26 protein-coding genes are annotated in these 23,873 nt (G+C 40.0%); 5 read left to right on the top strand and 21 right to left on the bottom strand.

The annotated features are described in order from the left end of the window. Positions 1-2 precede the first annotated feature (2 nt). From FAZ15_RS14550 to FAZ15_RS14525, 6 genes are all read right to left on the bottom strand, one after another. Positions 3-1,031: an NAD-dependent epimerase gene (locus FAZ15_RS14550; protein WP_136902038.1), complete on the bottom strand. Its 1,029-nt coding sequence runs from the start codon at positions 1,029-1,031 to the stop codon at positions 3-5. A 51-nt stretch (positions 1,032-1,082) separates the two neighbouring features. Next, complete coding sequence (locus tag FAZ15_RS14545) at positions 1,083-2,462, bottom strand: nucleotide sugar dehydrogenase (RefSeq protein WP_136902037.1); 1,380 nt, start codon at positions 2,460-2,462, stop codon at positions 1,083-1,085. Between the two features lie 7 nt (positions 2,463-2,469). Then, positions 2,470-3,825 carry a nucleotide sugar dehydrogenase gene (locus FAZ15_RS14540; RefSeq protein WP_136902036.1) on the bottom strand — a complete coding sequence of 452 codons (1,356 nt, stop codon included), beginning with the start codon at positions 3,823-3,825 and terminating at the stop codon, positions 2,470-2,472. 51 nt (positions 3,826-3,876) lie between these two features. Continuing rightward, positions 3,877-4,362 carry an adenylyltransferase/cytidyltransferase family protein gene (locus tag FAZ15_RS14535; RefSeq protein ID WP_238387267.1) on the bottom strand — a complete coding sequence of 162 codons (486 nt, stop codon included), beginning with the start codon at positions 4,360-4,362 and terminating at the stop codon, positions 3,877-3,879. Positions 4,363-4,644: 282 nt separating this feature from the next. Then, the gene (locus FAZ15_RS14530; protein ID WP_136902035.1) at positions 4,645-5,964 is read right to left on the bottom strand and encodes an RNA-binding domain-containing protein; all 1,320 of its coding nucleotides are present in this window, start codon (positions 5,962-5,964) and stop codon (positions 4,645-4,647) included. A 21-nt stretch (positions 5,965-5,985) separates the two neighbouring features. After that, on the bottom strand, positions 5,986-6,495 hold the full coding sequence (locus tag FAZ15_RS14525) for a helix-turn-helix domain-containing protein (RefSeq protein ID WP_136902034.1): 510 nt from the start codon (positions 6,493-6,495) through the stop codon (positions 5,986-5,988). Between the two features lie 243 nt (positions 6,496-6,738). On the opposite strand from FAZ15_RS14525, the gene FAZ15_RS14520 reads away from it, so the two are divergent. Further along, on the top strand, positions 6,739-6,948 hold the full coding sequence (locus tag FAZ15_RS14520) for a hypothetical protein (RefSeq protein ID WP_136902033.1): 210 nt from the start codon (positions 6,739-6,741) through the stop codon (positions 6,946-6,948). Positions 6,949-7,029: 81 nt separating this feature from the next. Here the strand turns inward: FAZ15_RS14520 and FAZ15_RS22525 are convergent, their stop codons facing one another. The 4 genes from FAZ15_RS22525 to FAZ15_RS14505 form a co-directional block, all read right to left on the bottom strand. Continuing rightward, positions 7,030-7,197, bottom strand: coding sequence for a hypothetical protein (locus FAZ15_RS22525; protein WP_162304959.1), 168 nt, complete (start codon positions 7,195-7,197; stop codon positions 7,030-7,032). Continuing rightward, positions 7,187-7,528, bottom strand: coding sequence for a hypothetical protein (locus FAZ15_RS14515; RefSeq protein WP_136902032.1), 342 nt, complete (start codon positions 7,526-7,528; stop codon positions 7,187-7,189). Before FAZ15_RS14515 ends, FAZ15_RS22525 begins: the two co-directional genes overlap by 11 nt. 278 nt (positions 7,529-7,806) lie before the next feature. After that, positions 7,807-8,214 carry a DUF5675 family protein gene (locus FAZ15_RS14510; RefSeq protein ID WP_136902031.1) on the bottom strand — a complete coding sequence of 136 codons (408 nt, stop codon included), beginning with the start codon at positions 8,212-8,214 and terminating at the stop codon, positions 7,807-7,809. Positions 8,215-8,305: 91 nt separating this feature from the next. Beyond that, positions 8,306-9,064, bottom strand: a complete 759-nt coding sequence (locus FAZ15_RS14505) for a hypothetical protein (protein WP_136902030.1) — start codon at positions 9,062-9,064, stop codon at positions 8,306-8,308. Between the two features lie 522 nt (positions 9,065-9,586). Here FAZ15_RS14505 and FAZ15_RS14500 point away from each other — a divergent pair. Beyond that, a complete protein-coding gene (locus FAZ15_RS14500) occupies positions 9,587-9,808 on the top strand; it encodes a hypothetical protein (protein ID WP_136902029.1) in 222 nt (73 codons plus the stop codon). A 121-nt stretch (positions 9,809-9,929) separates the two neighbouring features. Here FAZ15_RS14500 and FAZ15_RS14495 read toward each other — a convergent pair whose 3' ends face one another. Further along, positions 9,930-10,958: a LytTR family transcriptional regulator DNA-binding domain-containing protein gene (locus FAZ15_RS14495; protein WP_136902028.1), complete on the bottom strand. Its 1,029-nt coding sequence runs from the start codon at positions 10,956-10,958 to the stop codon at positions 9,930-9,932. A 342-nt stretch (positions 10,959-11,300) separates the two neighbouring features. On the opposite strand from FAZ15_RS14495, the gene FAZ15_RS14490 reads away from it, so the two are divergent. Then, positions 11,301-11,747: a hypothetical protein gene (locus FAZ15_RS14490; protein WP_136902027.1), complete on the top strand. Its 447-nt coding sequence runs from the start codon at positions 11,301-11,303 to the stop codon at positions 11,745-11,747. 64 nt (positions 11,748-11,811) lie between these two features. Continuing rightward, positions 11,812-12,909: a hypothetical protein gene (locus FAZ15_RS14485; RefSeq protein ID WP_136902026.1), complete on the top strand. Its 1,098-nt coding sequence runs from the start codon at positions 11,812-11,814 to the stop codon at positions 12,907-12,909. Between the two features lie 12 nt (positions 12,910-12,921). On the opposite strand, the gene FAZ15_RS14480 is transcribed toward FAZ15_RS14485, so the two are convergent. The 7 genes from FAZ15_RS14480 to FAZ15_RS14455 all read right to left on the bottom strand — a co-directional run bounded on the left by FAZ15_RS14480 (position 12,922) and on the right by FAZ15_RS14455 (position 16,860). Continuing rightward, positions 12,922-13,368 carry a GNAT family N-acetyltransferase gene (locus tag FAZ15_RS14480; RefSeq protein ID WP_136902025.1) on the bottom strand — a complete coding sequence of 149 codons (447 nt, stop codon included), beginning with the start codon at positions 13,366-13,368 and terminating at the stop codon, positions 12,922-12,924. Positions 13,369-13,460: 92 nt separating this feature from the next. Then, complete coding sequence (locus tag FAZ15_RS14475) at positions 13,461-13,958, bottom strand: VOC family protein (protein ID WP_202912403.1); 498 nt, start codon at positions 13,956-13,958, stop codon at positions 13,461-13,463. Positions 13,959-14,036: 78 nt separating this feature from the next. Continuing rightward, entirely contained in the window at positions 14,037-14,924 is an 888-nt protein-coding gene (locus tag FAZ15_RS14470) for a helix-turn-helix domain-containing protein (protein ID WP_136902024.1), read from the bottom strand. Between the two features lie 51 nt (positions 14,925-14,975). Beyond that, positions 14,976-15,098 carry a hypothetical protein gene (locus FAZ15_RS23000; RefSeq protein WP_262709306.1) on the bottom strand — a complete coding sequence of 41 codons (123 nt, stop codon included), beginning with the start codon at positions 15,096-15,098 and terminating at the stop codon, positions 14,976-14,978. 87 nt (positions 15,099-15,185) lie between these two features. Beyond that, on the bottom strand, positions 15,186-15,416 hold the full coding sequence (locus tag FAZ15_RS14465) for a thioredoxin family protein (RefSeq protein ID WP_136902023.1): 231 nt from the start codon (positions 15,414-15,416) through the stop codon (positions 15,186-15,188). A gap of 23 nt (positions 15,417-15,439) precedes the next feature. Then, on the bottom strand, positions 15,440-16,339 hold the full coding sequence (locus tag FAZ15_RS14460) for a dihydrodipicolinate synthase family protein (RefSeq protein WP_136902022.1): 900 nt from the start codon (positions 16,337-16,339) through the stop codon (positions 15,440-15,442). A gap of 20 nt (positions 16,340-16,359) precedes the next feature. Beyond that, positions 16,360-16,860, bottom strand: a complete 501-nt coding sequence (locus tag FAZ15_RS14455; RefSeq protein WP_136902021.1) for a cupin domain-containing protein — start codon at positions 16,858-16,860, stop codon at positions 16,360-16,362. A gap of 102 nt (positions 16,861-16,962) precedes the next feature. On the opposite strand from FAZ15_RS14455, the gene pdxR reads away from it, so the two are divergent. After that, positions 16,963-18,384, top strand: coding sequence for a MocR-like pyridoxine biosynthesis transcription factor PdxR (gene pdxR, locus FAZ15_RS14450; RefSeq protein WP_136902020.1), 1,422 nt, complete (start codon positions 16,963-16,965; stop codon positions 18,382-18,384). A 295-nt stretch (positions 18,385-18,679) separates the two neighbouring features. Here the strand turns inward: pdxR and FAZ15_RS14445 are convergent, their stop codons facing one another. From FAZ15_RS14445 to FAZ15_RS14435, 3 genes are all read right to left on the bottom strand, one after another. Continuing rightward, complete coding sequence (locus FAZ15_RS14445; protein ID WP_136902019.1) at positions 18,680-20,827, bottom strand: cation:proton antiporter; 2,148 nt, start codon at positions 20,825-20,827, stop codon at positions 18,680-18,682. Between the two features lie 570 nt (positions 20,828-21,397). Next, positions 21,398-23,674, bottom strand: a complete 2,277-nt coding sequence (locus FAZ15_RS14440) for a cation:proton antiporter domain-containing protein (protein ID WP_136902018.1) — start codon at positions 23,672-23,674, stop codon at positions 21,398-21,400. Further along, on the bottom strand, positions 23,661-23,864 hold the full coding sequence (locus FAZ15_RS14435) for a hypothetical protein (RefSeq protein ID WP_136902017.1): 204 nt from the start codon (positions 23,862-23,864) through the stop codon (positions 23,661-23,663). Before FAZ15_RS14435 ends, FAZ15_RS14440 begins: the two co-directional genes overlap by 14 nt. Between the last annotated feature and the right edge of the window lie 9 nt (positions 23,865-23,873).

The following is a 23,873-nucleotide window of genomic DNA, read 5'->3' as shown; positions in this document are numbered from 1 at the left end:
TTTTATTTATTATAAAATTTTTTAAACCATCTAACAAACCCCTCAACTCCTTCTTGGATAGAGGTTCTGCTTTGATAACCCAAAGCATTCAATTGTGCAGTATCCGCCCAGGTACGGGATACATCACCAGGCTGCATGGGTAACATGTTCTTCTCAGCAACCTTGCCCAGATGCTGTTCCATTGTTTCAATAAATTCCATCAGCGAAACCGGGGAACCGTTACCAATATTAAAGACCTGATATAACGGTTGTTGTTTTGCAGCCACAGGTGGATTATTCAGCGTAACGATAATACCTTGGATAATGTCGTCAATATACGTAAAATCACGGCTCATCTCACCATTATTGAACACCTTGATCGGACGATCCTCCATTATCGCCGAAGCGAACAAAATCGGGGACATATCTGGTCTACCCCAAGGCCCATATACTGTAAAGAAGCGAAGTCCCGATGTTGGGATTTGATATAAATGACTATAAGTATGCGCCATCAATTCATTAGCCTTCTTTGTAGCGGCATAAAGACTCACTGGATAATCTACTCGATCATCTTCTGAAAAGGGCACTTTACCATTCTCTCCATAAACCGACGAACTCGAAGCATAGATTAAATGTGATATTTCATGATATCTACAACATTCCAAAATATTGACAAACCCGACTATGTTGCTATCAACGTAGGCCATTGGATTTTCCAGGCTGTAACGTACACCAGCCTGTGCCGCAAGGTTGATCACCGCATCAAATCCTTCTTGAGCAAACAGTTCCGGTAGCTCGTCCTGATCTTCCAGACTCATGCGTACAAACTTAAAAGAAGGGTATTTGTCAGACCCAACTTTCTGGTTCCAATTTTCGGCTTCCTCTTTGCTAACCCCCAACTCAGCTAGCCGTGCGTATTTTAGATTCACATCGTAATAATCGTTGATATTGTCTAGACCCACCACCTCTATTCCTTGCTCCAACAGCTTTTTGCTAAGGTGGAACCCTATAAAACCAGCTGCTCCCGTAACGAGGATTTTCTTGTATTCCATATTTATGTTCGTTATTTGCGAATTAACTTAATCTATGAATCACCATCAATGCTATTCCCCAATTGCGTAATAAACATAACCTAGGCCTTCTATCTTCGAACGGTTCAATAATTTCCGTCCATCAAATACAAAGGAAGGTTTTTTCATCGTTTCTTTTATCTTTTCCCAGTCGTAACTTTTAAACTCTTCCCACTCCGTTAAAATTGCTACTGCATGTACCCCTGCAAGCGCTTCATACGGATCATTCACGACCTTCACCAGTCTCCGGTTTTCTTCGGGAGACCGTGTGCCCAGGTAATCCAGATCTCTGTATATCTGCTCTGCAGGCACCTTAGGGTCGTAGACAATCACATTCGCCTCTTCATCCAGCAGGTGATCGGCTACATAGATAGCTGCTGATTCCCTAGTGTCATTGGTGTCTTTCTTAAACGCCCAGCCCAGAAAGGCAATATTTTTGCCATTGACCGTATTGTATAATGTCTTGATGATATTCTCCGCAAAACGTACTTTTTGGTGGTCGTTCAGGATGATGACCTGTTCCCAGTAGTCCGCAACAGCCTTCAGATTATAGGAACGTGCGATATACACGAGGTTCAGGATATCTTTCTGAAAGCAGGATCCGCCAAAGCCGACCGAAGCTTTCAGGAATTTTGCACCGATACGAGAGTCGTAACCGATAGCACGTGATACTTCATCCACATTTGCACCGGTCACTTCGCAAAGTTCGGATATCGAATTGATCGATGAGACACGCTGTGCCAGGAAGGCGTTGGCAACCAGTTTGGACAGTTCGGACGACCAGAGGTTGGTGGTCAGGATGCGGTCACGTGGAACCCATGCTTCGTAGACCTGCACCAGGGCCTCTATGGCATCTGCGTCCTCTCCTCCAATCAGTACGCGGTCCGGATTGTGCAGGTCTGTTACGGCTGTACCCTCTGCCAAAAACTCGGGGTTGGAAAGGATATGGAAGTTGACTCCATTCCCTGTGTTGTCTAGAATAGATTTAAGTGCTTCTGCTGTGCGGACCGGCAATGTTGATTTTTCCACCACAATCTTGTCCGACTTAGCAACAGCAGCTATCTGACGGGCACAGAGCTCAATAAATTTTAGATCTGCGGCCTGTCCTTTACCTTTTCCGTAAGTTTTAGTAGGGGTATTAACCGAAATAAAAATCATATCGGCTTCGTGTATCGCTTTATCCACATCCGTAGAGAAAAACAGGTTACGCCCGCGGGCTTCTCCGACAACACCGTCCAGACCCGGCTCGTATACCGGCAGTTTGGATAGGTCGGCATCATTCCATGCAGCAATACGTGCTTCGTTTAAATCTACAACCGTTACCTGAACATTAGGGTTTTTCTGTGCAATAACAGACATCGTAGGGCCTCCAACATAACCGGCTCCTATACAGGTAATTTTTTTTATTTGCATATTTTTTTTAAAGTCTTGCATCAACAATTGAACGGTCTAAACAACCTTTGATATCAAATACAACATTGGCATCTTTTGTTAACGATTTAATATTATATGTTAAAAATTCATGATGCGCTACAGCTAATATCACGGCTTCGTACTTAGTGACTGGTGATTCGTGACTGGTGACTGGTGACTGGTCATTTGTTGCAGGTGATTCGTTTAGCAACTTGATACCGTATTCGTGAGAAACTTCCTCGGGGTCTGCCCAAGGATCATAAATATCTACCTGAATACCATACTCTATCAATTCCTTACGGATGTCAATGACTTTGGTATTCCGTACATCCGGACAGTTCTCTTTAAACGTAATCCCTAGTATCAATGCTTTCGAATCCTTCACGTTGATACCTTTTCCAATCATTAATTTCACCACTTTAGATGCGACAAAACGAGCCATGGAATCATTTACCCGGCGGCCGGACAGAATTACATCTGGATGATAGCCCAGCTGCTCCGCTTTATGGGCCAGATAATACGGGTCGACAGATATACAATGTCCACCAACCAAACCAGGCTTATATTTCAAAAAGTTGAATTTAGTCCCTGCAGCCTCTAATACATCATTGGTATCAATACCAACACGGTCAAATATTAGTGCCAGCTCATTCACAAAAGAAATATTGACATCACGCTGCGCATTTTCGATCGCTTTTGACGCTTCAGCCACTTTGATCGAAGGTGCCTTATGCGTACCGGCTAGAATAATCTTTTTATATAATTGATCTATTTCCTCGGCAATTGCTGGTGTGGAACCTGAAGTTACCTTTTTTATCGTTGTCAGCGTGTTTACCTTATCGCCCGGATTGATCCGTTCGGGTGAATAACCGACAAAAAAATCGGTATTAAAGGTTAAACCTGATATCTTTTCCAATAGCGGCACACATTCTTCTTCGGTACAACCGGGATATACCGTAGATTCGTAAATCACGATATCTCCTCTTTTGATAACCTCCCCCAGCATCGTTGTCGCTTTCAGTAGTGGCTGTAAGTCCGGTGAATTGTAGCGGTCAATAGGCGTAGGTACAGTCACGATAAAAACATGGGCATCCCGAATGTCATCCAGTAAGGAAGAAGCACGATATCCCTTTACAAAATTGGTTTCCTCCGCATCTTTGACAGCTACCTCCAGCTTGTCTAAATCCGCCTCTCGTGTGCTATCTTTGGCATCATTCAATTCCGCAACACGATCTGCATTGATATCAAACCCCACCACTGGAAAATGCGACGCAAATTCAATGGCCAATGGAAGACCGACATATCCTTGCCCGATAATGGCAATTTTTTTAATTTGCGTATTCGCGAATTCGCCTAACTGCATGTTGTTTTATTCATTTCTAACTACTAGTCTCTAACTCCTAACCCCTAGTTACTACCCTCCATTATTATCCATTTCCTTCTCCGCAACCACTTTCCTTAAGCCCGAACTCGAAAAACGGTGATCGCGTGTATTGAAGTAAAGTTCAATGCCTTTTTCTTCGCAATATGCTCTGCCCGTAAAGTCTCTATCCTTATATTCATCACCTAAGATCCGTATATCGATTTGAAATGAACGTAAAACATCTTCCAGATCTTGCTCGGTCAGATAAGGTACGATCTCATCCACATGTTTGCAGCCTGACAATTGGATATAGCGCTCTACCACCGTTTGGCTCGGCTTATTCTTTTCTGGACGGTCTAAGGTAGGATCTACCTGCAGACCGCAAATCAAATAATCGCATTGACGTTTCGCCTCCTCCAGCATCTTAATATGACCGGCATGTAACAGGTCGAATGCCGAAAAAGTAATGCCAATGCGCATATTTTGTCTATCGTTTTTAACGTTTGTGTCCAAATTTTTACTAGTTTCTGATTTCATAAACTACGGATTTGCCTATTATAGATGATCCTCTTTTTCTTTGATGGAATCCATGAGCTCGCTACGCTCGGTTCGCCTATCTGCGTATCTGCTTAAATAATAAATGTACGAATACTGTTGTTTCTCAAAATAAAGTTAACGGATTTTTGTAACATTCCGATGACTTGCGTGCTAATAACAATTTTTGTGCCGTATTTATTGTTTAATTGCATATTTGCTTATTATGGATGATACTTTCTTTTCTTTATGGAATCCATGAGCTCGCTACGCTCGGTTCGCATATTACTCTTCCTTTATAAAGTATCCGCCTGTCTTTTTGCTTCCTCTTCTTTCTATTAATTTTCTTTCTATTAATTGTGAAATCTGTCTTTCAATAGTTTTGATAGGGCGGAAATCTAAAATACTAGCCAAATCCTTTACTTTTACTCCCGGGTTATTCGTAATGGCAAACAATAATGATTTTAATCCCTCGTTTAATCCCTCATTTAATCCCTCATTTAATCCCTCATTTACACCGACAGGCTCTATACCGCGATGTATTGGAAAACTCATTCTGATGTAATTAGTCGAAAATTGAAAACACTCTTTTGCATAGGCGCGCAAAATTCTCGGCACTCCAGATCCTAACTGCTCTACCAGTTCCATATCCCGAAAGATCCGCATTATCTCTTTACTCCTTGGAATAGAAACGCCATCAAAGAACTCACCTTGCGTCATTCCCTCTGGAAGACCACCATATGAAGTAATCTCCATCCTGTCGTCAAAAAACTCAAATTTAGGTGCTAATTCATACGTATAATCGTTATGTACAATCGCGTTGATTACCGCTTCACGTAAAGCAACTGCATCCCAAAGACGTCTTTCTTCCCGTTCTTTCGACGTAATTTTTGTTAAGGTCTTATTTTCGACCTCTATTCTATCCAAAACCTGTTTAGTGGCTTTTATTAATGAACAGAAGCCGTATTCATTACTCTGTATTAAATCAACCCTATCCCTACCATTGTACCGAGCAACCTTGACCGACGTCGTATTATTATCCGCCATCAAATAAGCTACATAATTATACACGGTATCGTCATTGAGCAGTTCTAAATTTTTAGCAAACTGCTCGTTAAGTGTCTTACCCGCCGCATCATAATAAATCCGAAGCTGTTCAAAGCTCAAATCTTGTCGAGGTGATTTAATCTTTCCAATTGAATTTCTCGTCCGCTTTGCAAACAACGTTTCAATCATATGAGCCGACATCGGCTCTGAAGCACTTCCGGTACGGATAAATGCCCCTCTTTCGGACATACCGTATTTTTTTATGTAATAAGGTCTTTCTGCTCCACTCGCTACAATAATTTTGATAACCGAGACACCTTCTCTTTGCTCCAGTACTACATCAAACAACCCCAAACAGGAGGGTGAAATATTATTTCGAAGACGGTCTTTAATCTGCAACTGAACCTGATCCGCATTTTCAACACCGACCACACTGCCATCTTTAGCAATACCGAGATAAATAATCCCACCGCCAAGATAGTTCAAGAAAGCAACAACCTCTTTTTCGAGATGGTCAGTTAGTCTTTCTTTGTGTTCTATACGGTTGGTTTCTACCATTTTTGCGAATCTGCCTGTTGCCTATTTCTTTTTAAACAGTATAATATGATGCACGGATGCGGGCGACTTTTCAAAATATAGTTTCACAGATTTTTTTAAAAGCTCCGATGACTTATTCGCTAACCGCGATAAGTAATCCGTATCGAGATCATTTCCTAATATACATACTTCTAATGTTCCTGAATCGACACCTCTTGCGTAATCACCTATCAAACTGACTTGCTCAATATCACCCGCCTTAGCAAATATATTATCGATCAGATCATCCATTCCGAGATAATCCCGAATAAGGCGTTGTAGGGAATTAAAAAGGGGGTGTTTGTTATTGGCCTGATAAATAACTTTATTATCTTGCTGCTCGCGGATTAGATAACCCGCATCTGTCAACTGATTAAGTTCTTTACGGATCGCGTTGGTGGATTCGTGAAATTCTTCCGCCAGACCCCGCAAATAACCCTTATTGGTTGCGTAGGCAAAAAACTTAATCAAAAGCTTTAGTCGCGTCTTGGACGTGATCAGGGTTTCTAACATAGCATCAGTAGCATTGAGCAACAAAAGTACTCGTTTTTACATTAAAAACCAACAATAAATCGATAAAAGTCGTGAGGGTGACGACAAAGACCTGCTATTAAACGACAAAATCCTCTTCAATCGAAATTGGCAAATACCGTGCTGCGCATGGCAGCTTCGTAAAAAAATATTTCACTCACAAAATGAAACTTTTTATATATTTTGTATTTCATTCAGTGAAACTTATTACAAATTTAGCTTCCTATGAAAGAAACTCTAAAAGAAATACTATCCGTAAACAAGCTCGAATTACTAAAAAAGCCTCTTACACCCCGCGAGACCGGCATTACATTAGGCTTAAACAAAATTCAGGAAATCATAGGTCCACGACGGGTAGGTAAAACTTCGGCAATGATACTGGCATTGAAAGAATTATTGGTCATTCCAGCCTGGAAATGGCTGCTCACAACTTAGTTGCTATAACATTGTACTTTAATAAAAAAAAGAGACGACCATACTAAGTCGTCTCCTTTCGTTTATCGAGCCTTTGCGGTTCTACTTCCCTCTGCCCTGCAGCAATCGCGTAAGCAGGTAACTGACCAATGTACCAACAATAGCCAATACCACCGTCTGCAGGAGGTTATGCCAGGGAATTAAACCCATGATGCTGCAACAGCTTCCGCCCAGCACGGGAAACCAGCCACCGCCATGACTATTCATCACGTACCTCCGTTTCTGTAGCCGTTTTCGACCGCACGACATCCGATTGTGCGAAGTGAGCTGTCTGCTCAGGTACTACACTTCCGCCATCATCAAGGTTCACTTCCGCACGCGGATGGGCGATCCCGTTTTCGGCCGCTACATCGCTATCTTGCTCTTTACCCTTCTGGTCTGGGGTTTCCGATTCCGGCTTTCCGTTATCCAGAACCGATTCGATGATGCCCAAACCGACAGCTACGTATTTTAAAATATTCAGCGCCTTACCCGGCAGCTTGATTGGAGCAAGTAGTACCACCTGTACTGCTTTGCTGATTTTGTTTATGATGCTACGCATAGTATATAGTATTAAGTATTTAGTATTAAGTATTAAGATGTTAGACATTAGATTTTAGATTTGAGACTTTAGATTTTAGATTTGAGACGTTAGATATTAGATATGAGACGTTAGATGTAAGATTTCGTCGTTCTGACGACAAAGACACTCCTAACCCCTAGTCACTAACCCCTAACCCCTCTAAGATTGCCGCGTCGCTATGCTCCTCGCAAAGACGAGAATAATAGTTCTAACCCCTAGTCACTAGTCACCAATTACCAGTCACCAATTACCAGTCACTAACCCCTAATCACTAAAAACACTTCTGCTCCCATATCCCACAGCCCGTAAACGAGGGATTTCAACTCTTTGAGGGCTTTTGCGCTTTCGTCGCCTGTACCTTCTCCGGTCAGTTTTGTAACCGGCGCAATGCAACCGCGTAGATGCTGTTCGGCGTTGTTCGCGGCATGGATCAGGATGGCTTCCCTTCCTTGCACAGATGGAATTCCAATCTGCTCCCCATTCTTGGGGTAGACCCTTTTTTCCAGCCTGTAGCGTCCTTCCGGGATACAGCTTTTGTTTGGCGTATTGTCCTGCCAGGGCAGTTCTATCGTGTGGCAGATCGGTTCTCCTAGAAAATAGATCGTGCCATTGGTTCCCCGCTCCCCGTATTTCCGTCGGAGATGGAGTGTTATTGTTGTTGTCATTTTATTAGTATTTAGTAGTGAGTATTGAGGTGTTAGATTTTAGGAGTTAGGACGATCTAGTCTCTAACTCCTTCCACCTAACCCCTAGTCACTAGTCAGGTATATCAACTTCGACAATAGACATCGCGTTGTACGATCCATTGTTTAATGGATAAAACGCACCGTTTACTTCTTGGAAGAGGCCTATTCCGACCAGCACATAGGCCGCACTGCCGGGGTCAAAGGCAGTCGTCAGTTGCAGGGTCTCCTCCACGTGCTCACCGATTAATGGGATATAGGCCGAGCGCTCCACTACTGGCTTCGGCGGTACCTCCTGCATCGTCAGTTCGGCAGCGACCAGCACAACCTGCATATGTGTCGCTCCATTCAATAACGTCACATCATTTTGGGGGTTGAACTGTGGGATTACCAACGACACCGTTTCCGCATCACGGTCGATCACAGGCTCCAGGTCTTCAGCCAATATCATCTTCAGGCTGCTTCCGATATTGAGTTCAAAACCCTTCAACATGTCAGCATTCTCCGGTAGGAAAACACGCTCACCACGCAGGTTTACCGGATCAGCTTTCTGGATACGGTGCACCAGGGAAGTGAGCCTATTGCGCATCGACTTATCGGAGAAGTAGCGCAGGAGATTGTTCAACTGCAAGCGAAGCGATTTCGCCATTTTGTTTGCAGATCCAAATTCCGCATTGTTTTCACGGGTACGCTGAAAATTGGGATCGGAAGCGATACGGGATTTGTCGACGCCGCCTTTCATACGTACCTCATACCCTCTACTGCGGTGTTTGCTGAAGGAAAGATCGCCGACCTTTCCGCGCATTTTTACTAAACTTTCTTGTTTTGCCATAATAAATTTGTTTTAAATTATAATCCAAAAGTGCATAGCCAAGAATTAGCCGCTGTCCACAATGTCCGCAGATGTCTTAATTTTCCGCATTTGTCCGAGCGCCGCATACTCGTGTCTCAAAAAGGTCGAAAATGTCCAAAATGTCCTAAAATGGTAAAGATTGGTTAACTCAACTATACCGTTTACTTACTGTAGACTTACTAAAACCCTATCATTTACTTACCAAAGACTTACTACAGACTTACTAAAAACATACGAAAGCCTTACGAAGAAGCCAGGGTAACTTTACCAATGCTCCCATTGCAATCCTACACAACTCCACGACAAAACCAACACAACTCCAGGGCGAGTCTAACAGCTTGTAGTATATCAAGCATAGGTCTACCGAATCATTTTATTGGCATGTGCTATTGGCATTATAGTATAAAAATGGTATATTGGGAAGTGTAATTAACTTTCTCCTGAAAAGGGTGGTAGCGCTACACACACTACTTGAAGGTATCTTGCTTAATGGGGGAAATAATGCTAACCGATATTTCCATTACCATGAAAAACCCTAGACTGTGCATCACTGCGCAAGATATTAGTGCCATATTAAACATTACGCCACGGCAGGCAAGCCGCAAGTTACAAGAGATCCGAGATGCGTATGGCAAGCAATATCATCAGTACCTTACCTTCGCCGAATTTGCAGCGTACACCGATCTCCCCTTAGACGAGCTTTATAAACGCTGCCATCCGTAGTAGGTGATCGTTAAAAATATGTATTCGTCTTTTCATTTTGTCATCCTGACGTAAGGAATAACCTAAAGTCAGGATGACTGAAAAGCGACCTCTTTAGACGTCCTCATCAAATTAGATCCCATTATGCGATACTGGGTCTTTGTAGGAGTAGATCATTGCGCAACTCCTCATAGCGCTCCGCAGATATCACGATAGGTTCACTTCGTTCCAACATCAATGATACGGCATATTTTTTTGCCGACAGTCGCTTGATATCTGCGATTTCAAAACGGTTAACCAGCGGCCCACGGCCCAATCGGATAAACAGGTAGGGAAACTTCTTTTCCAGTTCTGCCAGTGACTCCTTATTTGCTACGACCACATCCGTTCCATCGCGCAGCAGCATGTGTACATATTTATATTCTTTATCCAGGTCACTTAGATAGAACTGTACAACCCGTGATGGATGAACGGGATGCTCCAAATCGGGCGAAAACAGTTTTTTTTGCATGTCCTGCCACAGCTGTAAGCCGTCTCCGACCTGCTTGGTCAGCATCTCCAGTTTCTTTTCCCACTGCCTATTATTTTCCCCCATTTGCCTGTGTAATTCTACGCTTTTGGCATCTGATGTACTGAGATTCTGGCGTAATTCCACTTCACGCAAAGATGAGTTCTCAAGCTGCTGGGTCAAGGTGTCGATCGTATGCTTGTTGCGCTTGTTCTCTTCGCGCCAATACAAAGCATAGTGGTATATATTGACACAGATTACACAGCACATCACCACCACAAAATCGCGTTCCAGATAGGCCGAGTTCCATAGATCTATATCTAAAAAATACCAATACACCAAACACACGGTTTGAAAAGCGATAAAGCCAAGGGTCAGTATGCCGAGTCCAATCTGATATAAGGTCCTTGATGTCTCATGCTGTATCCAGTCCATTTCCCGATCGAGTCTCAATGATAAGTGCCCCATGAGCAAGAACAGCAAAAACATCAATACAATCGTCATCAATAATGTAGAAAAATGATCCATCGAAGTAAAGCTATCCAAAAGCGATCCTTCGGTCGTATAAAATGTAATGATAAAAGCAGATAACCCAGTCTGTATTGCTAATCGAGATGGCAGACCGTAAGACGAGCGAAATATTCCGGCAAATAAATTTCTCATGTTTAGTATTAGTTTTTGTTGATAATCGACAAACTACAAAAAACATTAAATGTTTCAAAGACATTTGCTGAATATTTTTTTCTCGCTTTCTAACTTGCTATTTCTATAAGTCGTAAATTCCGTTTCATGGAATTTGGCGTCATTTCACCGATTTAAAAACCCTCTTTAAACGCTTAAAAGACACATTCTAATCCGTTTCACGGAAAATCACGAACATTTCACGGAAAACCCATCTCTAAAATTTGTTATTTTTTTGAAGGCTACTTTACCTTTGTTGTATCCTGGCCGGGGAACTAACGGAGCTTGCGAAGCCCCAATTAATCATTTATAAATAATAAATCAATGAAAGAATATTATTTCGACGCCGATGGCGTACAACAATGGCAGAACGACCTATACGCCTCAAGCCTACAGGCTCAACAGGCAGAGTATAATTTTATCGCCGCTAATTTCCCTTATTGGATCATCATGCGGTTTGGTTTAAGCGATGACCAGATAGACTATCTCAATCGTTTAGACGACTGCTTCATTATCGATGTGCAATGGAAGATCCTCTTTGCGATCGACCACCACCTGCCGATTAGACTAGAAAAGGAAACAGATGCAGAGACCACTACAAAAGTAGCCGAGAGCGAAGATTCTGTTAAGGTAACTGAGGTCAAAAACCGCGCTACGCAAACAGCAGAACAGCCCGCCGATGATGACGAGGAGTCCAGTGGAGAGGTTAGCAGCTGTAGCTACTCTACCGAAGGTGAAGTGGTAATCCGAATTTACTACCGCAAGGTATAAACAAAAACAAAAAGCGTCTATGGCACCATACCTTCAGCCATAGGCGCTTTATCTTCCATTTGCCATGATGACCACACTATTACCCCTAGAAAACGCCATAGATCAGCACCTGCGCAGCAATGGATCAGCCGCAGCACCAACCTTGGAAACTTTCACCACGCTATGTCAGCAGGTGCTCGTTGATATGTCCGTGGTGTACAAACAACATATGAGCAAAGCAGTGCTAGACCAGTCGACCAACCAAGCGCACCTGATACTCACACACCTCAGCGATAAATTATCAGATACAACTGCTGCACCCAATCATATGCGGGTCTTGCAGACACTAATCAACCAATTTGAACAGTACTATGGCCAGCATATCAAAGCCGAAAATCCTATCGCTCACTACCAGTCGCAGCAGTTGCAGACGTTGGTAGCAAGGCGGCTGCCCGACATCACTACGCAGTTGAAAAGAAAAGCCATACCCATCCCCTACCTCGATGAGTTAGTCTATGCGATGGCCTCACTTTTCCAGCCCGGCAAGCTACCCGAGTTGCAGCACTATCACCGCAGCTACATTACAAGGCTGCTCGATGCCCTGGAACATATGGCCAACGACCAGCGGGATAAGCCCTGGCCCGAACGCTTTATCTCGCTTTTGGTTAATATCGATTTCAATTACATGGGCTTTTATAACCGCTGGGCAGACCTACAAAATGCGCAATTGGATATTGCCTTAACCCAAGGGAATGTAGCCGCCATATTGATGCAGATGGATATGAAACTCGCCTGGTACCGTACCAAAACGCAACTTGCATACGATCCATACAACAGGTCGCTGCTTCATTACATGCAGGAATACTTACGTTTCAAAAAGAAAGAGATTAAGCTTAGCACGGAAAGCCAAGCATCAAGTGCCTACGCATTTATTCCGCTCCAGCTTAACGGCAACCAGGCGAAGCTCTTTTTTCATGCCTGTTATGCCGTCGGCTTATACGATGCCTCCAGTAAAGAAGAAGCCGCGAAATTTGTCGCCCAGCATATACGGACCGATTTCGGTACCGTCCTCAGTCCGCACAGCCTGCGTAAGTACGACAAGGATAAGCTGGCGCCCCATGCCGATTTTGTTATCCGGAAACTCAAAGCGATGACCAAGTACCTCGAAGACGATTTCAGGTAGGTTTAGTATTAGTTACTTCCACCAATAGTAATAATTGTGATTACCGTCGTATTCAAATCCGCAACGTGGATATAATTTGTTTCCGATGTCGTTTGTCTTTTCCGTTTCCAACATCAATCCGCAAGCTCCTGTTTCATCGCACCATTGTTTTGCCCGGTCTATCAGTGCTACCGAAAGTCCTTTACCTCTGTAATCAGGATGAACGAACAAATCACTCAATAGCCATTGCTTTTGAAGTTTGATGTAATGATAGAGCTTGTACAATTGTACGAAACCGACGGCCTTGTCTTCAACAAAAACAATGAAGATGTTAGATTGCTCATTGTCTAATCGTTCCTGTAAGAACTTTTTGCATTTTTCGTAATCCTCCTCCTGACGGTAAAATACCCGATAGAGATTAAATAATTCCGCTGTAGTGTCTAAATCTTTTAGCCCTACTTTTTTGATATTGTAATCCATTGCTTTTAACTATTTTGATTAATAGCACAAAAGTATCAGATTACAGGATCAGCTTGATGGTACAGTTTAGGGATAAGTAGGTAGTCCAATATTTACGGATTATATACTCCATTAAATAGAATAACCCGCCAACCGTCCGGGTCTTCGTATGTTTCGCTTTTGCCTTTCCAATAGGGATTTTCGGGTTCAACAGGCATTGTTCCTGCTTCTTGTATTCGTTCATTGGCTTTTTTATATTCGTTCGGATTGTCATAATAAAATACCAATAAATTCTCTTTTGTAGGCTCGGGCAAAGGTGTTTTATCTACGTGTTGGGTAAACTCCAAATGATATGTTTTATCGGGCATTCCCAACATTACACCATCATAACCTAAATGGTCTTCAAATTTGCCCAAAACCTCTAACCTTAATGCCTCGTGGTAAAATTTTACAACTTCTGTAAGGTTGTTGGTGGGTCTTGCTATTCTGAACTGTACAGCTTTCATTTCGTTTTCGTTATTAGAAGTTTTTGAAGCGGTTTGATTGTTACAGGAAGTAACAAAGGCTAACGCAAGAGCGGTCGCTATAACACTTAATGATTTTCGTTTCATAAAATTTGCTTTCATATTACGGGGCAAAATTCCGAACGAAAACTACATTAAACAATTACAGAAATTCGGTTTGTGTTGTCAATTTTCCTGTTTGCTCTGATAATGAACAGGAGATACACCTTTTATTCCTTTAAAAAAACGAGAAAAAGTTGAAGTAGAAGCGAAACCTAATTTATCGGAAACACATTTTATGGAGAGTTGGTAATATTTTAATAACAATTCGGCTTCCAAGACAATTCGGTTCTGAATGAGTGTCAAAGCTGATACACCTGTTTGATTTTTCACACATTCGCTGACGTACTTTGACGATAAGCACATCAAGTCTGCATATTCCTTTACTGTTTTGAACCGATGGAAATTCTTGTCTACCAATTTCCTAAACTCATACATTACTTTATACTGTCTGTTAATGAGCTTATCAGCGTTCAATAGGCATATTTCACAAACTCTGTTATAATCATAAAGTATCTGCAACACGTACAGTCGTGAAACTTCAAGGCAAAATGGTGATTGATTTTCTGTTTCTTCTTTTATTTTTCTGAATTTGTACCGTGTATCATTGAAGTCTTTTTCCTCCAAATTGAAAATTGGTGGATAATCGGGATTGATAAACAGCAATTCTTCCATAATCTCACTTTTTACAAATCCTTTCTTTACAAAATCAGATTTAAAAAGTAAGAAATACGCATCAAAATCATTGGAAAAATGTTTAACAGAAAAAACGGTATGTGGCGGAACAATAGAAATCGCAGATGATTCTATCGAAAAATCGTGATGACCAACCGTAATATCACATTTACCTTTTGTGCTTAAAATAACTAAATGAAAATTGAGTTTAACCGCATCAATAGGTTTCAAACATTCATTCACACGAAAGACCGAACAACTTGTATCTTCCGCATCGCCTGGCTGAAAACACAAGTGCTTTTTTATGAAATCTTCTATTTCGAAAAATTTTACAATCATATTCTACGCACTGAATATTACAAAGATACAAATTGCAGTATCTGCTGTCTGTCAATTTATCTGTTTGTTCCATTGGATATGTTTTGTATTGCCGTTCAATGTCAAGGTTTCTTCCACGTTTTCCGATTGCTCGTCTTGGGCTTCGGCAAGTTTGGTTTCTTCTTTAAGGTTCATATTATAATTTGCTTGTTTAACTTATCACTGAAACAATAATGTATAAAGCCCGAAAGTCTTTACTGCTTTCGGGCTGTTAGATGGTGGTTACTTTAAATCTTCGATGGAAGCACCAAAGTTGATATGTAACACGTTACCGTTAGACAAAACCAATGCAGGAACAGATTTTACACCTGCACCCGCTGCATCTTTTACTTTTGATTTGTCCGTTCCCAAATGGATTACTTCAACCTGATTTTCAGGTATGAGATTTAAAATGTCCGTTTCTGCACTTACGCAAACAGGACAACCTGCGTGATAAAAAATTGCTTTTGTCATTTTACTTTGTTTTAGAATTATATTTAATGTTGATAAACTTCGCCTTCAATAGCCGAAAGTATGCTGTCCAGTTTGGCTATTTCATTTTCATTAAGTGGTTTTAAAGGGCTTTTAAAATCACCTCCGCCAACTCCTAATATGTCTAAACCTGCCTTTATGGAGCGTGGAAGACCTTTTGCCTCAATGAATTTCAACAAATCAATCTGTTTGTAGAATATTCTTTGGGCTGTCTTCAAATCGTTTCCCTGTATGGCATCGTAAAGGGCAATGTTGAGTTCTGGTATCAGATTGGACGAAGCGGTACACCAACCCCGTGCACCTGCCGAAAAAGCGGACAATGCCAACGGATTGGAGCCATTGAAAAACGCTGCTTCGTCGCCCAGCTCTTTTCTCAAATAATGCATACGCTGAATATCACCTGTACTTTCCTTTATCATCGTCACGTTCGGAATTTCCAATAAGCGTTTCAGCAAGGCAGGCGACATATCTACACCGCCTGTGGCGGGATTGTTGTATGCCATGATGGGAATGGAAATTTTGGAAGCAACGGCATCGTAATGTTGCACAATTTCGTCATCGGTCAATTTCCAATAACTCATTGGGATAATCATTACCGCCGTTGCACCTGCTTTTTCGGCAAATTTTGCGTGATAAATAGTTCTCTCCGTCGTCAGGTTTGAAACCCCAACCAATGTGGGAACCCTACCTGCTACCTGTTGCATAGTCGCTTCGGTTATGGCTTCTTTCTCGGTATCGTTAAGATAAGGCATTACACCTGTACTTCCCAATGGGGCAATACCGTGAGTGCCTGCCGAAACCAAGCGTTCAACTTGTTTTTTGAATAATGGAATATCAACGTTTTCGTTGTTGTCGAATGGTGTGATCGGATATGCGATTACACCTTTAAATGGTACTTTGTCCATGTATTATCCTGTTTTAAAAGTTAAAAATCTCTTCCCTCTTCTTCACGTAATGCTACCCCTAAATTTTGCAGTTGCGGTGCATTTTCACAAGCAATGTATTTTGCACTTTCTGTTTCGCTTGTGTTTTGGTGCTGATGCCAAGCCCAAGACGGAATGTAAATAGCATCACCCGCTTCCCATTCTACAATTTCCTCTTCAACTTTAGTCCAACCTTTGCCCTCGATGACATACAAAACGGTTTCGTAGGTATGGCGGTGCAAATGTGTTTTCTGTCCCGGCAATAAACCACCAATGGTCATACTTACATTTTTGCTCGGTAAGTCCACAAAGAAAACAGGGTGCTTTCTTTCTTCCGAGAATTGGTTGTGTACGCCTGCGTTTTCAACGTTTTTGTGAATAACGTGTGACGGCTTCACATACGTGGGTCTTGCAAACGTCTGATGAAAATCTTTAGAACTGAATTGTTTTTGCTCTTCATGGATGGACTTTTTTACTTCTGTTGCTGTTTCTAATTTTGACATAACTGAAATCTTTTTATTGTTTTCTTGCATTATTGCGATACAAAAGTATTGTATCTTTGGACTGTCATAATGATACAGTTTTTACAAAAATAGATAGTCCAGATGTTGAGAAAATGGAATTTCGAAATACAGTTAGACCAGCAATCAGATAAAGCCATTTATCTGCAAATAGCCGATGCCATAATAAAAGATATTCATTCGGGCAGGTTAAAGCCCGGTGATGCTTTGCCCGGTAGTAGAAACCTTGCACAGCTTTTAAAAATCAACCGGAATACGGTTGTAGAAGCCCTAAATGTACTGCTTATTGAAGGTTGGCTTATTTCTAAAGAACGGCAGGGTACTTTTGTTGCTGATGCATTGCCTGATTTCAAAAGCGTACAAAAATCCAATCGAGGAACAGCTGCTATAGAAAATACGGCAATCAAACATTTTCATTTGCAGATTGATGACGGAAGCCCTGATAGTAAAATTGCACCTATTACAGAACTGGCAAGAGCATACCGCCAAATATTTAACCAAAAAGCGAGGTGGCAGATGATGGGCTACGGTAATGAATTGGGCGACTTGGAATTCAGAAAATCCATTATACAAATGCTCAATCATCAAAGAGGTATGCAGGTGAACGAACAAAATATCTGCATCACTCGTGGTAGTCAAATGGCCATGTATCTGACGGCTCAATGTCTGTTTACCAAAGATGATTATGTAATGATTGAAAATCCCGGATATAAACCCGCTTGGAAAGCGTTTGAAAGTGCGGGTGCAAAGCTATTGCCTGTAAGCGTAGATAAAGATGGTTTGCTGATTGACGGTGTTATTTCTTATCTGAAAGCCCATAAAAAAATTAAGGCAATTTACGTTACTCCACACCGCCAATATCCAACTACTGCAACATTGAGTTTGAAAAGAAGATTGGAATTGATAAGGCTTTCCAACAAATACGGTTTTACGATTATTGAAGATGATTACGATAATGAGTTTCATTTTGGGTATCGCCCTGTCTTGCCTTTGTCAAGTTTTACGGAACTGAAAAACTACGTTTACATTGGTACAATGAGCAAGGTTGTTGCACCTGCTCTGCGTATCGGTTATTTGGCAAGTAAGGACAGTTCTTTGATTGAAAAGGTAGGCAGTTTGCGAAAGATTATTGATGTGCAAAGCGACAGCATAATGGAACAGGCTGTTTTGCAACTGATCAAAGACGGTACAATAAAACGGCATATCAGAAAATCAACTAACCATTACAAAGCCAAAAGAGATTTTACAGCAACTATGCTTAATCAATACCTCAAGGACAAAGCAACATATGTTGTTCCCGATGGCGGTTTGGCATTTTGGATTGTTCCAAATAAGCAAATTGACTGGTTGCAGGTTTCCAAAAAACTAAAAAACAGAGGCATCACAATCATTAGGCCTGATACTTACAGCTTAGATAAAACCATAAACGGTATAAGATTAGGCTATGGCTCACTTTCCGAAAAAGAGTTAGAAGAGGGCATTATTGCTTTGTCTAAGCTGCTGTGATTTTAGAGCAGTATTGTCTTAAAAACTAACTTATATACTTTATCTGTTTTCAATCTTCGGTCTATATTTACTGAGAATTTATTTTAAAGTATTCAGGAAAAAGCTGTATCGATTGAATACTAGGCTTTTATAGTGGGTATCAAAGATAGTCAGGTAACGATTTGGTAACGGTGCTTATTGCTTTGCTTTTCAATGTGTTTCCGCTAGCTCATAGCAAATATACAAAATTATATTGCATTCCAAAATGGTAGAAGCATCGGTGAAAGTTCGACAGTTGCTTTTGCTCGTCTGGGTATTATTTTCGTCTGAATAATTTTGCAATCGTTTTTCCAATTTCATCTAGTTTCTCAAACGGTTCTATAAACGTTGGGTTTTTCAAGTCAATTTGTGAGGTGTCAGTTACTCCTGCCTGCATTGGGTAAATTAATATGTAACTCGTCTCTTTAAAATATTTGTTTAGATATAATGGTATTTTTATCATATTCCTATTGTATGAAGGTTTATCCTTTCTGCTTAATACAATTATAAGATTGTCGTCTTTCTGAAAATTTCTTGCAAGTATTAAAAAGTCGTCCCAATCATTAAAATCTTCAAATTCACATTCTATGGGGTGTTTAGATTGAATTTCTTGTATAAATTTTAGCGTTTCTTTTGTAGCATAAAAAACAAGTTTAGCACCTGAATTTCTTGCTATGTTCCATACTTTAATTATCCAAAACGGGAATCCAATTTCTTTTTCTGCATTTTCAGGGACTATTATAATGTGTCTTTTAAGTGTCGAAAAAGGTTGTGCAGCTTTGTATATCAATGTTGTTGTGTTGCATTTTGTCAAAATACCTTCGGTCAAGTTTCCTAAAAAAGAGTCGGAAATACCTTTGCTTATATGCAGTCCCAATATTAAATCTGTGATTTTATGTTCTTTAGCTACACTAGTAATTCCGTTCACAATATTTAGGTCGTAGCGTAGTAATTCGTGTATTACATTATCTGTTGCAGAAGCTGTAACTGCCGCTTTGCTTAATATTTTTTTGGCTTGTTTATCTGACGAGCCGTCCATTTTGTTATGGTCAACAATACTTAAAGCAAACAAACCATCTTTATTCTTCTTTGATTTTATAGTAACTCCCAAATTGATAAGTTCGTCTGTTGTTTCAATGTTACTTATTGGAATTAAAATTTTTTCCCGACTTTCTTCGTCATCAATTGTTGTGTCTGTACTATCCAAAAGTGCAATATTTTTAGCTCCTTTTTGAGCTACAAACGAAGCAATGGTGCAAGTGAAAAGTATCATCAAAATAGTTCCGTTCAAGATACTTTCACTCAATAGTCTGATTGGTTCGCCTGTTTCTGTTACTCCAACAACGATGTTGTAGCCAACTAAAACGGCTGCTAAGGTTGCGGCTGCTTGTGCGTTACTTAATCCAAAAATCAATCTTCGCTCGTCAACTGAAAACTTGTAGGTCTTTTGAGTTATCCAAGCTGCAAGAAATTTGGCTGTGGTAGCAACAACAATCATTACTGATGCTACCTTTATTGTCTCAAAATCTTTAAAAAATGCTCTATAATCAATAAGCATTCCTACGCCAATAAGAAAGAATGGAATAAAAATAGCGTTACCAACAAATTCAATTCTGTTCATTAAGGGTGATGTATGCGGAATCAATCGGTTAAGAGCCAATCCTGATAAAAAAGCTCCAATAATTGCTTCAATACCTGCCATTTCTGCGAGAACAGCACCAAGGTAAACCATTACCAAAACAAAAATATATTGGGAAACATTATCGTCAAATCGCTTGAAGAACCAACGTCCGATAATTGGAAAAAGCAACATTACAATCAATCCAAAAATGATGATAGAAACAGATAATCTTACCCAAAATTCAGTATTAACTTCTCCGGTTGTCATTCCTACAATTACTGCAAGAACCAAGAGGGCTAAAGTGTCCGTAATCATTGTGCCCCCCACTGTAATATTGACCGCTTTGTTTTTTGCTACACCCATTTTACTAATTAATGGGTAGGCAATGAGCGTATGAGAGGCAAACATACTCGCTAATAAAACAGAAGTAGCTAAGGAAAATTCTAATACATAAAGTCCTGCTAATGTTCCTAAAGTCATTGGAATAAGGAAAGTGTATAAGCCGAATACTACACTTTTTTTGCTGTTTTTCTTAAAGTCTGCTAAATCTATTTCCAAACCTGCAAGGAACATAATGTATAAAAGTCCTGCCGTGCCTGAAAGAATGATACTACTGTCTCTTTGCATTAGGTTAATTCCATTCGGTCCGATGACTGCACCTGCTATAATCAGTCCGAGAAGATGTGGAATTTTTATTTTGTTTAGAATTATCGGAGCGAACAGAATTATTACCAATATCAAAAGGAATTTCAATACCGGATTTGTCAGGGGTAAGGTTGTTTCAAATATGTTCAATAATATCATTCTTTACAGTTTTTCGTTTTTTTGTCGATTAATTGTAAGCTTCCCAAAACAAGCACTATATATTGGTCAAAAATATTCAATTAAAAGCTAACAATGACACCCTTTTTAGCTTTTAATTTTGCTTACGGTAATAAATGTCATATTATTTAAGGATATTACGAGTTCTGATATGGTTATAATTTTTCAGTTATATCCCTGACCTGATTTAGGTTTTAAAAAAAAAGCTTAAAAAACCGCGTCTGTAACTTGCGTTAATGTGTTCTATAAAGGCTATTGAGTGTATCTGCTGCGCTCAATTCCTTATCTGTTAATGATGGTTCAATTCAGGTTCTTTATCCACCCTGAATTTTGAGGGTTTGCTTTTTGTGGTTTAATACCCAAACTGTAAGGTTTGCCAGAAATTAAAATCTACTTCTAATCTACATCTATATGCCGTGTATTCTGGTGGTAATAATCAATTACAGTGAAAAGCTTAAAAACGCTTTTTGGTCTCCAATACCTACCAACAAAATAAAACACAAGCATATGAAAACAAAGTATAATTATTTCAATATGTTCGATTTGTTTGTATTATACACTTTCTTTTAAAATTAATGTTGATGGAATGTCAGAAAGCCAAAGACTTTTATAGTTAACTAATTTTTTCCAACTTTCTATGCTGACAATCATCAAATGTTGGCTTGCTAAAAATTCTTTGTCAATTATTCTTTCGTTAAGTAAGTTGATATGATTGGGAGCTTTTTGTTCAATGGCTCTTACTTTTTCTTTTAGTTCAGGATTGTTCTTGACTTGTCCTGCCACATCCAAAATGGTGATTTGTGATTCTGAATTTTTGATGAGTTTTTGAGCAAATTGAATTAAAAAAGTGTCATTCTCTGAAAATATCGGAATAAAAACAGTTGCAGCACTTGAAAAATCCTTGTCTAGCAGAATACCCACCGGAACTTTGCTCTTGCTTATAATATTACGGGTTCTTTCGTCAAACGGTGAGTTTTCAAACAAACTTTCCTTACCTGTTACCTGATTGAGTAGTTTTTCCGGGTTGATAAATCGAGTAGTGAAGCCCAAAATTTTTCCTAGTAAACTGCCTTCAAATATGGATTGCCCTAAACCAATCAACAGTAAGTCATAATCGCCTTTGTTGGCTACTTCTGTTATATCTGAATCGATGTCACTTGAGGTTTTAAATAATGTAGTAATTTTTTGATTTAGGTTTTCTGATTCTTCAATGATAGGAGTAAAACTTTCCTTTTCGTATTCTGCGACATTATAATGATGCAACTCGTTTGTAGGTGAAAGATGCATTGCCGTTATAGCAGCATTTCCGTTGAGATTTTTGATAAAGCTATTTGCCAATCTTAAAAGTGATATGCTACGTTCTGGATTTGCGAACGAAACTAACACCTTGAATTTATTGATTTGACTAATTTCTTGTGGGATTTCCTCTTGTTTTGATTTGAAAGCCCAATTAATCAAATCCAAAGCGGGGCCAGTCATAAAGGTTGTAACCAAGGCCATAATTACTGCCATTGTAAATATTTCGGGTGATAAAACACCAAGGTCATAACCAATATTTAGAACAACCAATTCCATTAAACCCCGTGTATTCATTAATGCTCCAATAGAGAGGCTATCTTTCCAATTTTGACCTACAAATTTTGCCGCTAAAGCACTACCTACAAATTTACCAACTATGGCAACTAGAATAATTAAACCTGTTACTTTCCATAAATATGGGTCGTTCAACAGTCCGATTTCAGTTCGTAAACCAGTAAAAACGAAGAATAACGGAAGTAGTAGAACCAAGGCAACATCTTCTACTTTTTCAATGAAAATATTTCTGAACTTAATGTTTTCAGGCATAATAGCACCAGCCATAAACGCCCCAAAAAGTGCATGAATGCCGATTACTTCAGTTGCGTAAGATGAAATAATCAACGTCAAAAAGAAAATAGCAACGATAGGTTTGCTCAAGCTCTCCTTTGTCTGATATAAATTTCCAATTCGAGCCAAAAATGGACGAACCACCTTTATCATCAGAAATACATAAAGCACAGCCAAGCCAATAACATACAAAGCACTTACAAAAGAACCTGCTTTTACAATAGCAATAACGGCAGCTAATATACACCAAGCGGTAATATCATCGGCAGCAGCACAGGTAATTACCACAGTTCCTAAACGGGTTTTACTTAAACCGCGTTCTTGTACAATTCGTGCTAAAACCGGAAAGGCGGTAATACTCATAGCAATCCCCATAAACAAGCCGAAGGATAAAAATTGCACGCCTTGTGGGGCAAAAGATTCATAGACGAAATAAGACAATCCCATACCCAAGGCAAAAGGAATAATGATACTTGCGTGACTGATGACTACTGCATCATGAGCTTTATTTCTTAGCACTTTTAAGTCCAATTCCATTCCAATAACGAACATAAAAAGTATCAAGCCTATTTGGCTAAGAAACTGTAAATTACCTAATGATGCCGTTGGAAAAAGAGTTGCAGAAAATTCAGGAAAGTACATTCCAATTAACGATGGCCCTAAAATGATACCTGCAATAATTTCACCAATTACAGTAGGTTGTCCGATTTTTTTGCAAATCCATCCAAATAAGCGAGCCGCAAAAATAATGGTAACAATTTGAGCCAAAAGAATAGCTAACGGATGTTCTAAATTATGAATGAGCGAATCAATAAATTCCTGCCATTGTGTTCTTCCTGTTTCGGGAATAACAATGTTTCTGCCTTGCTCTAATTTTGCACCTAGCAAAACAATCCAATACATCAATGCAGTGAACCCCCCGATGACACCTACATAAAAAAAGCTGCTTTTAAACTTCTTCATCTTTATTGCCTTTAGTTTTTAAATTATTCCCATTAATAGTATCTCTAAAATTAGATTGCTGCCACTCAATCAACTTTTCACTCTCTTTATCTGAAAGCATTGTTACAAATTTTTTATACTCTCTTTTGAAAATTTCCTTATCAAAAGAGACTTTTTTTAATATTGTTTTGGCATATTCGAGCATATTCATTTCTGTATG

Origin of the sequence: Sphingobacterium olei (assembly GCF_005048855.1) — a bacterium.
Classification (GTDB): domain Bacteria; phylum Bacteroidota; class Bacteroidia; order Sphingobacteriales; family Sphingobacteriaceae; genus Sphingobacterium; species Sphingobacterium olei.
This window is presented reverse-complemented; position numbering and strand designations above follow the sequence as displayed.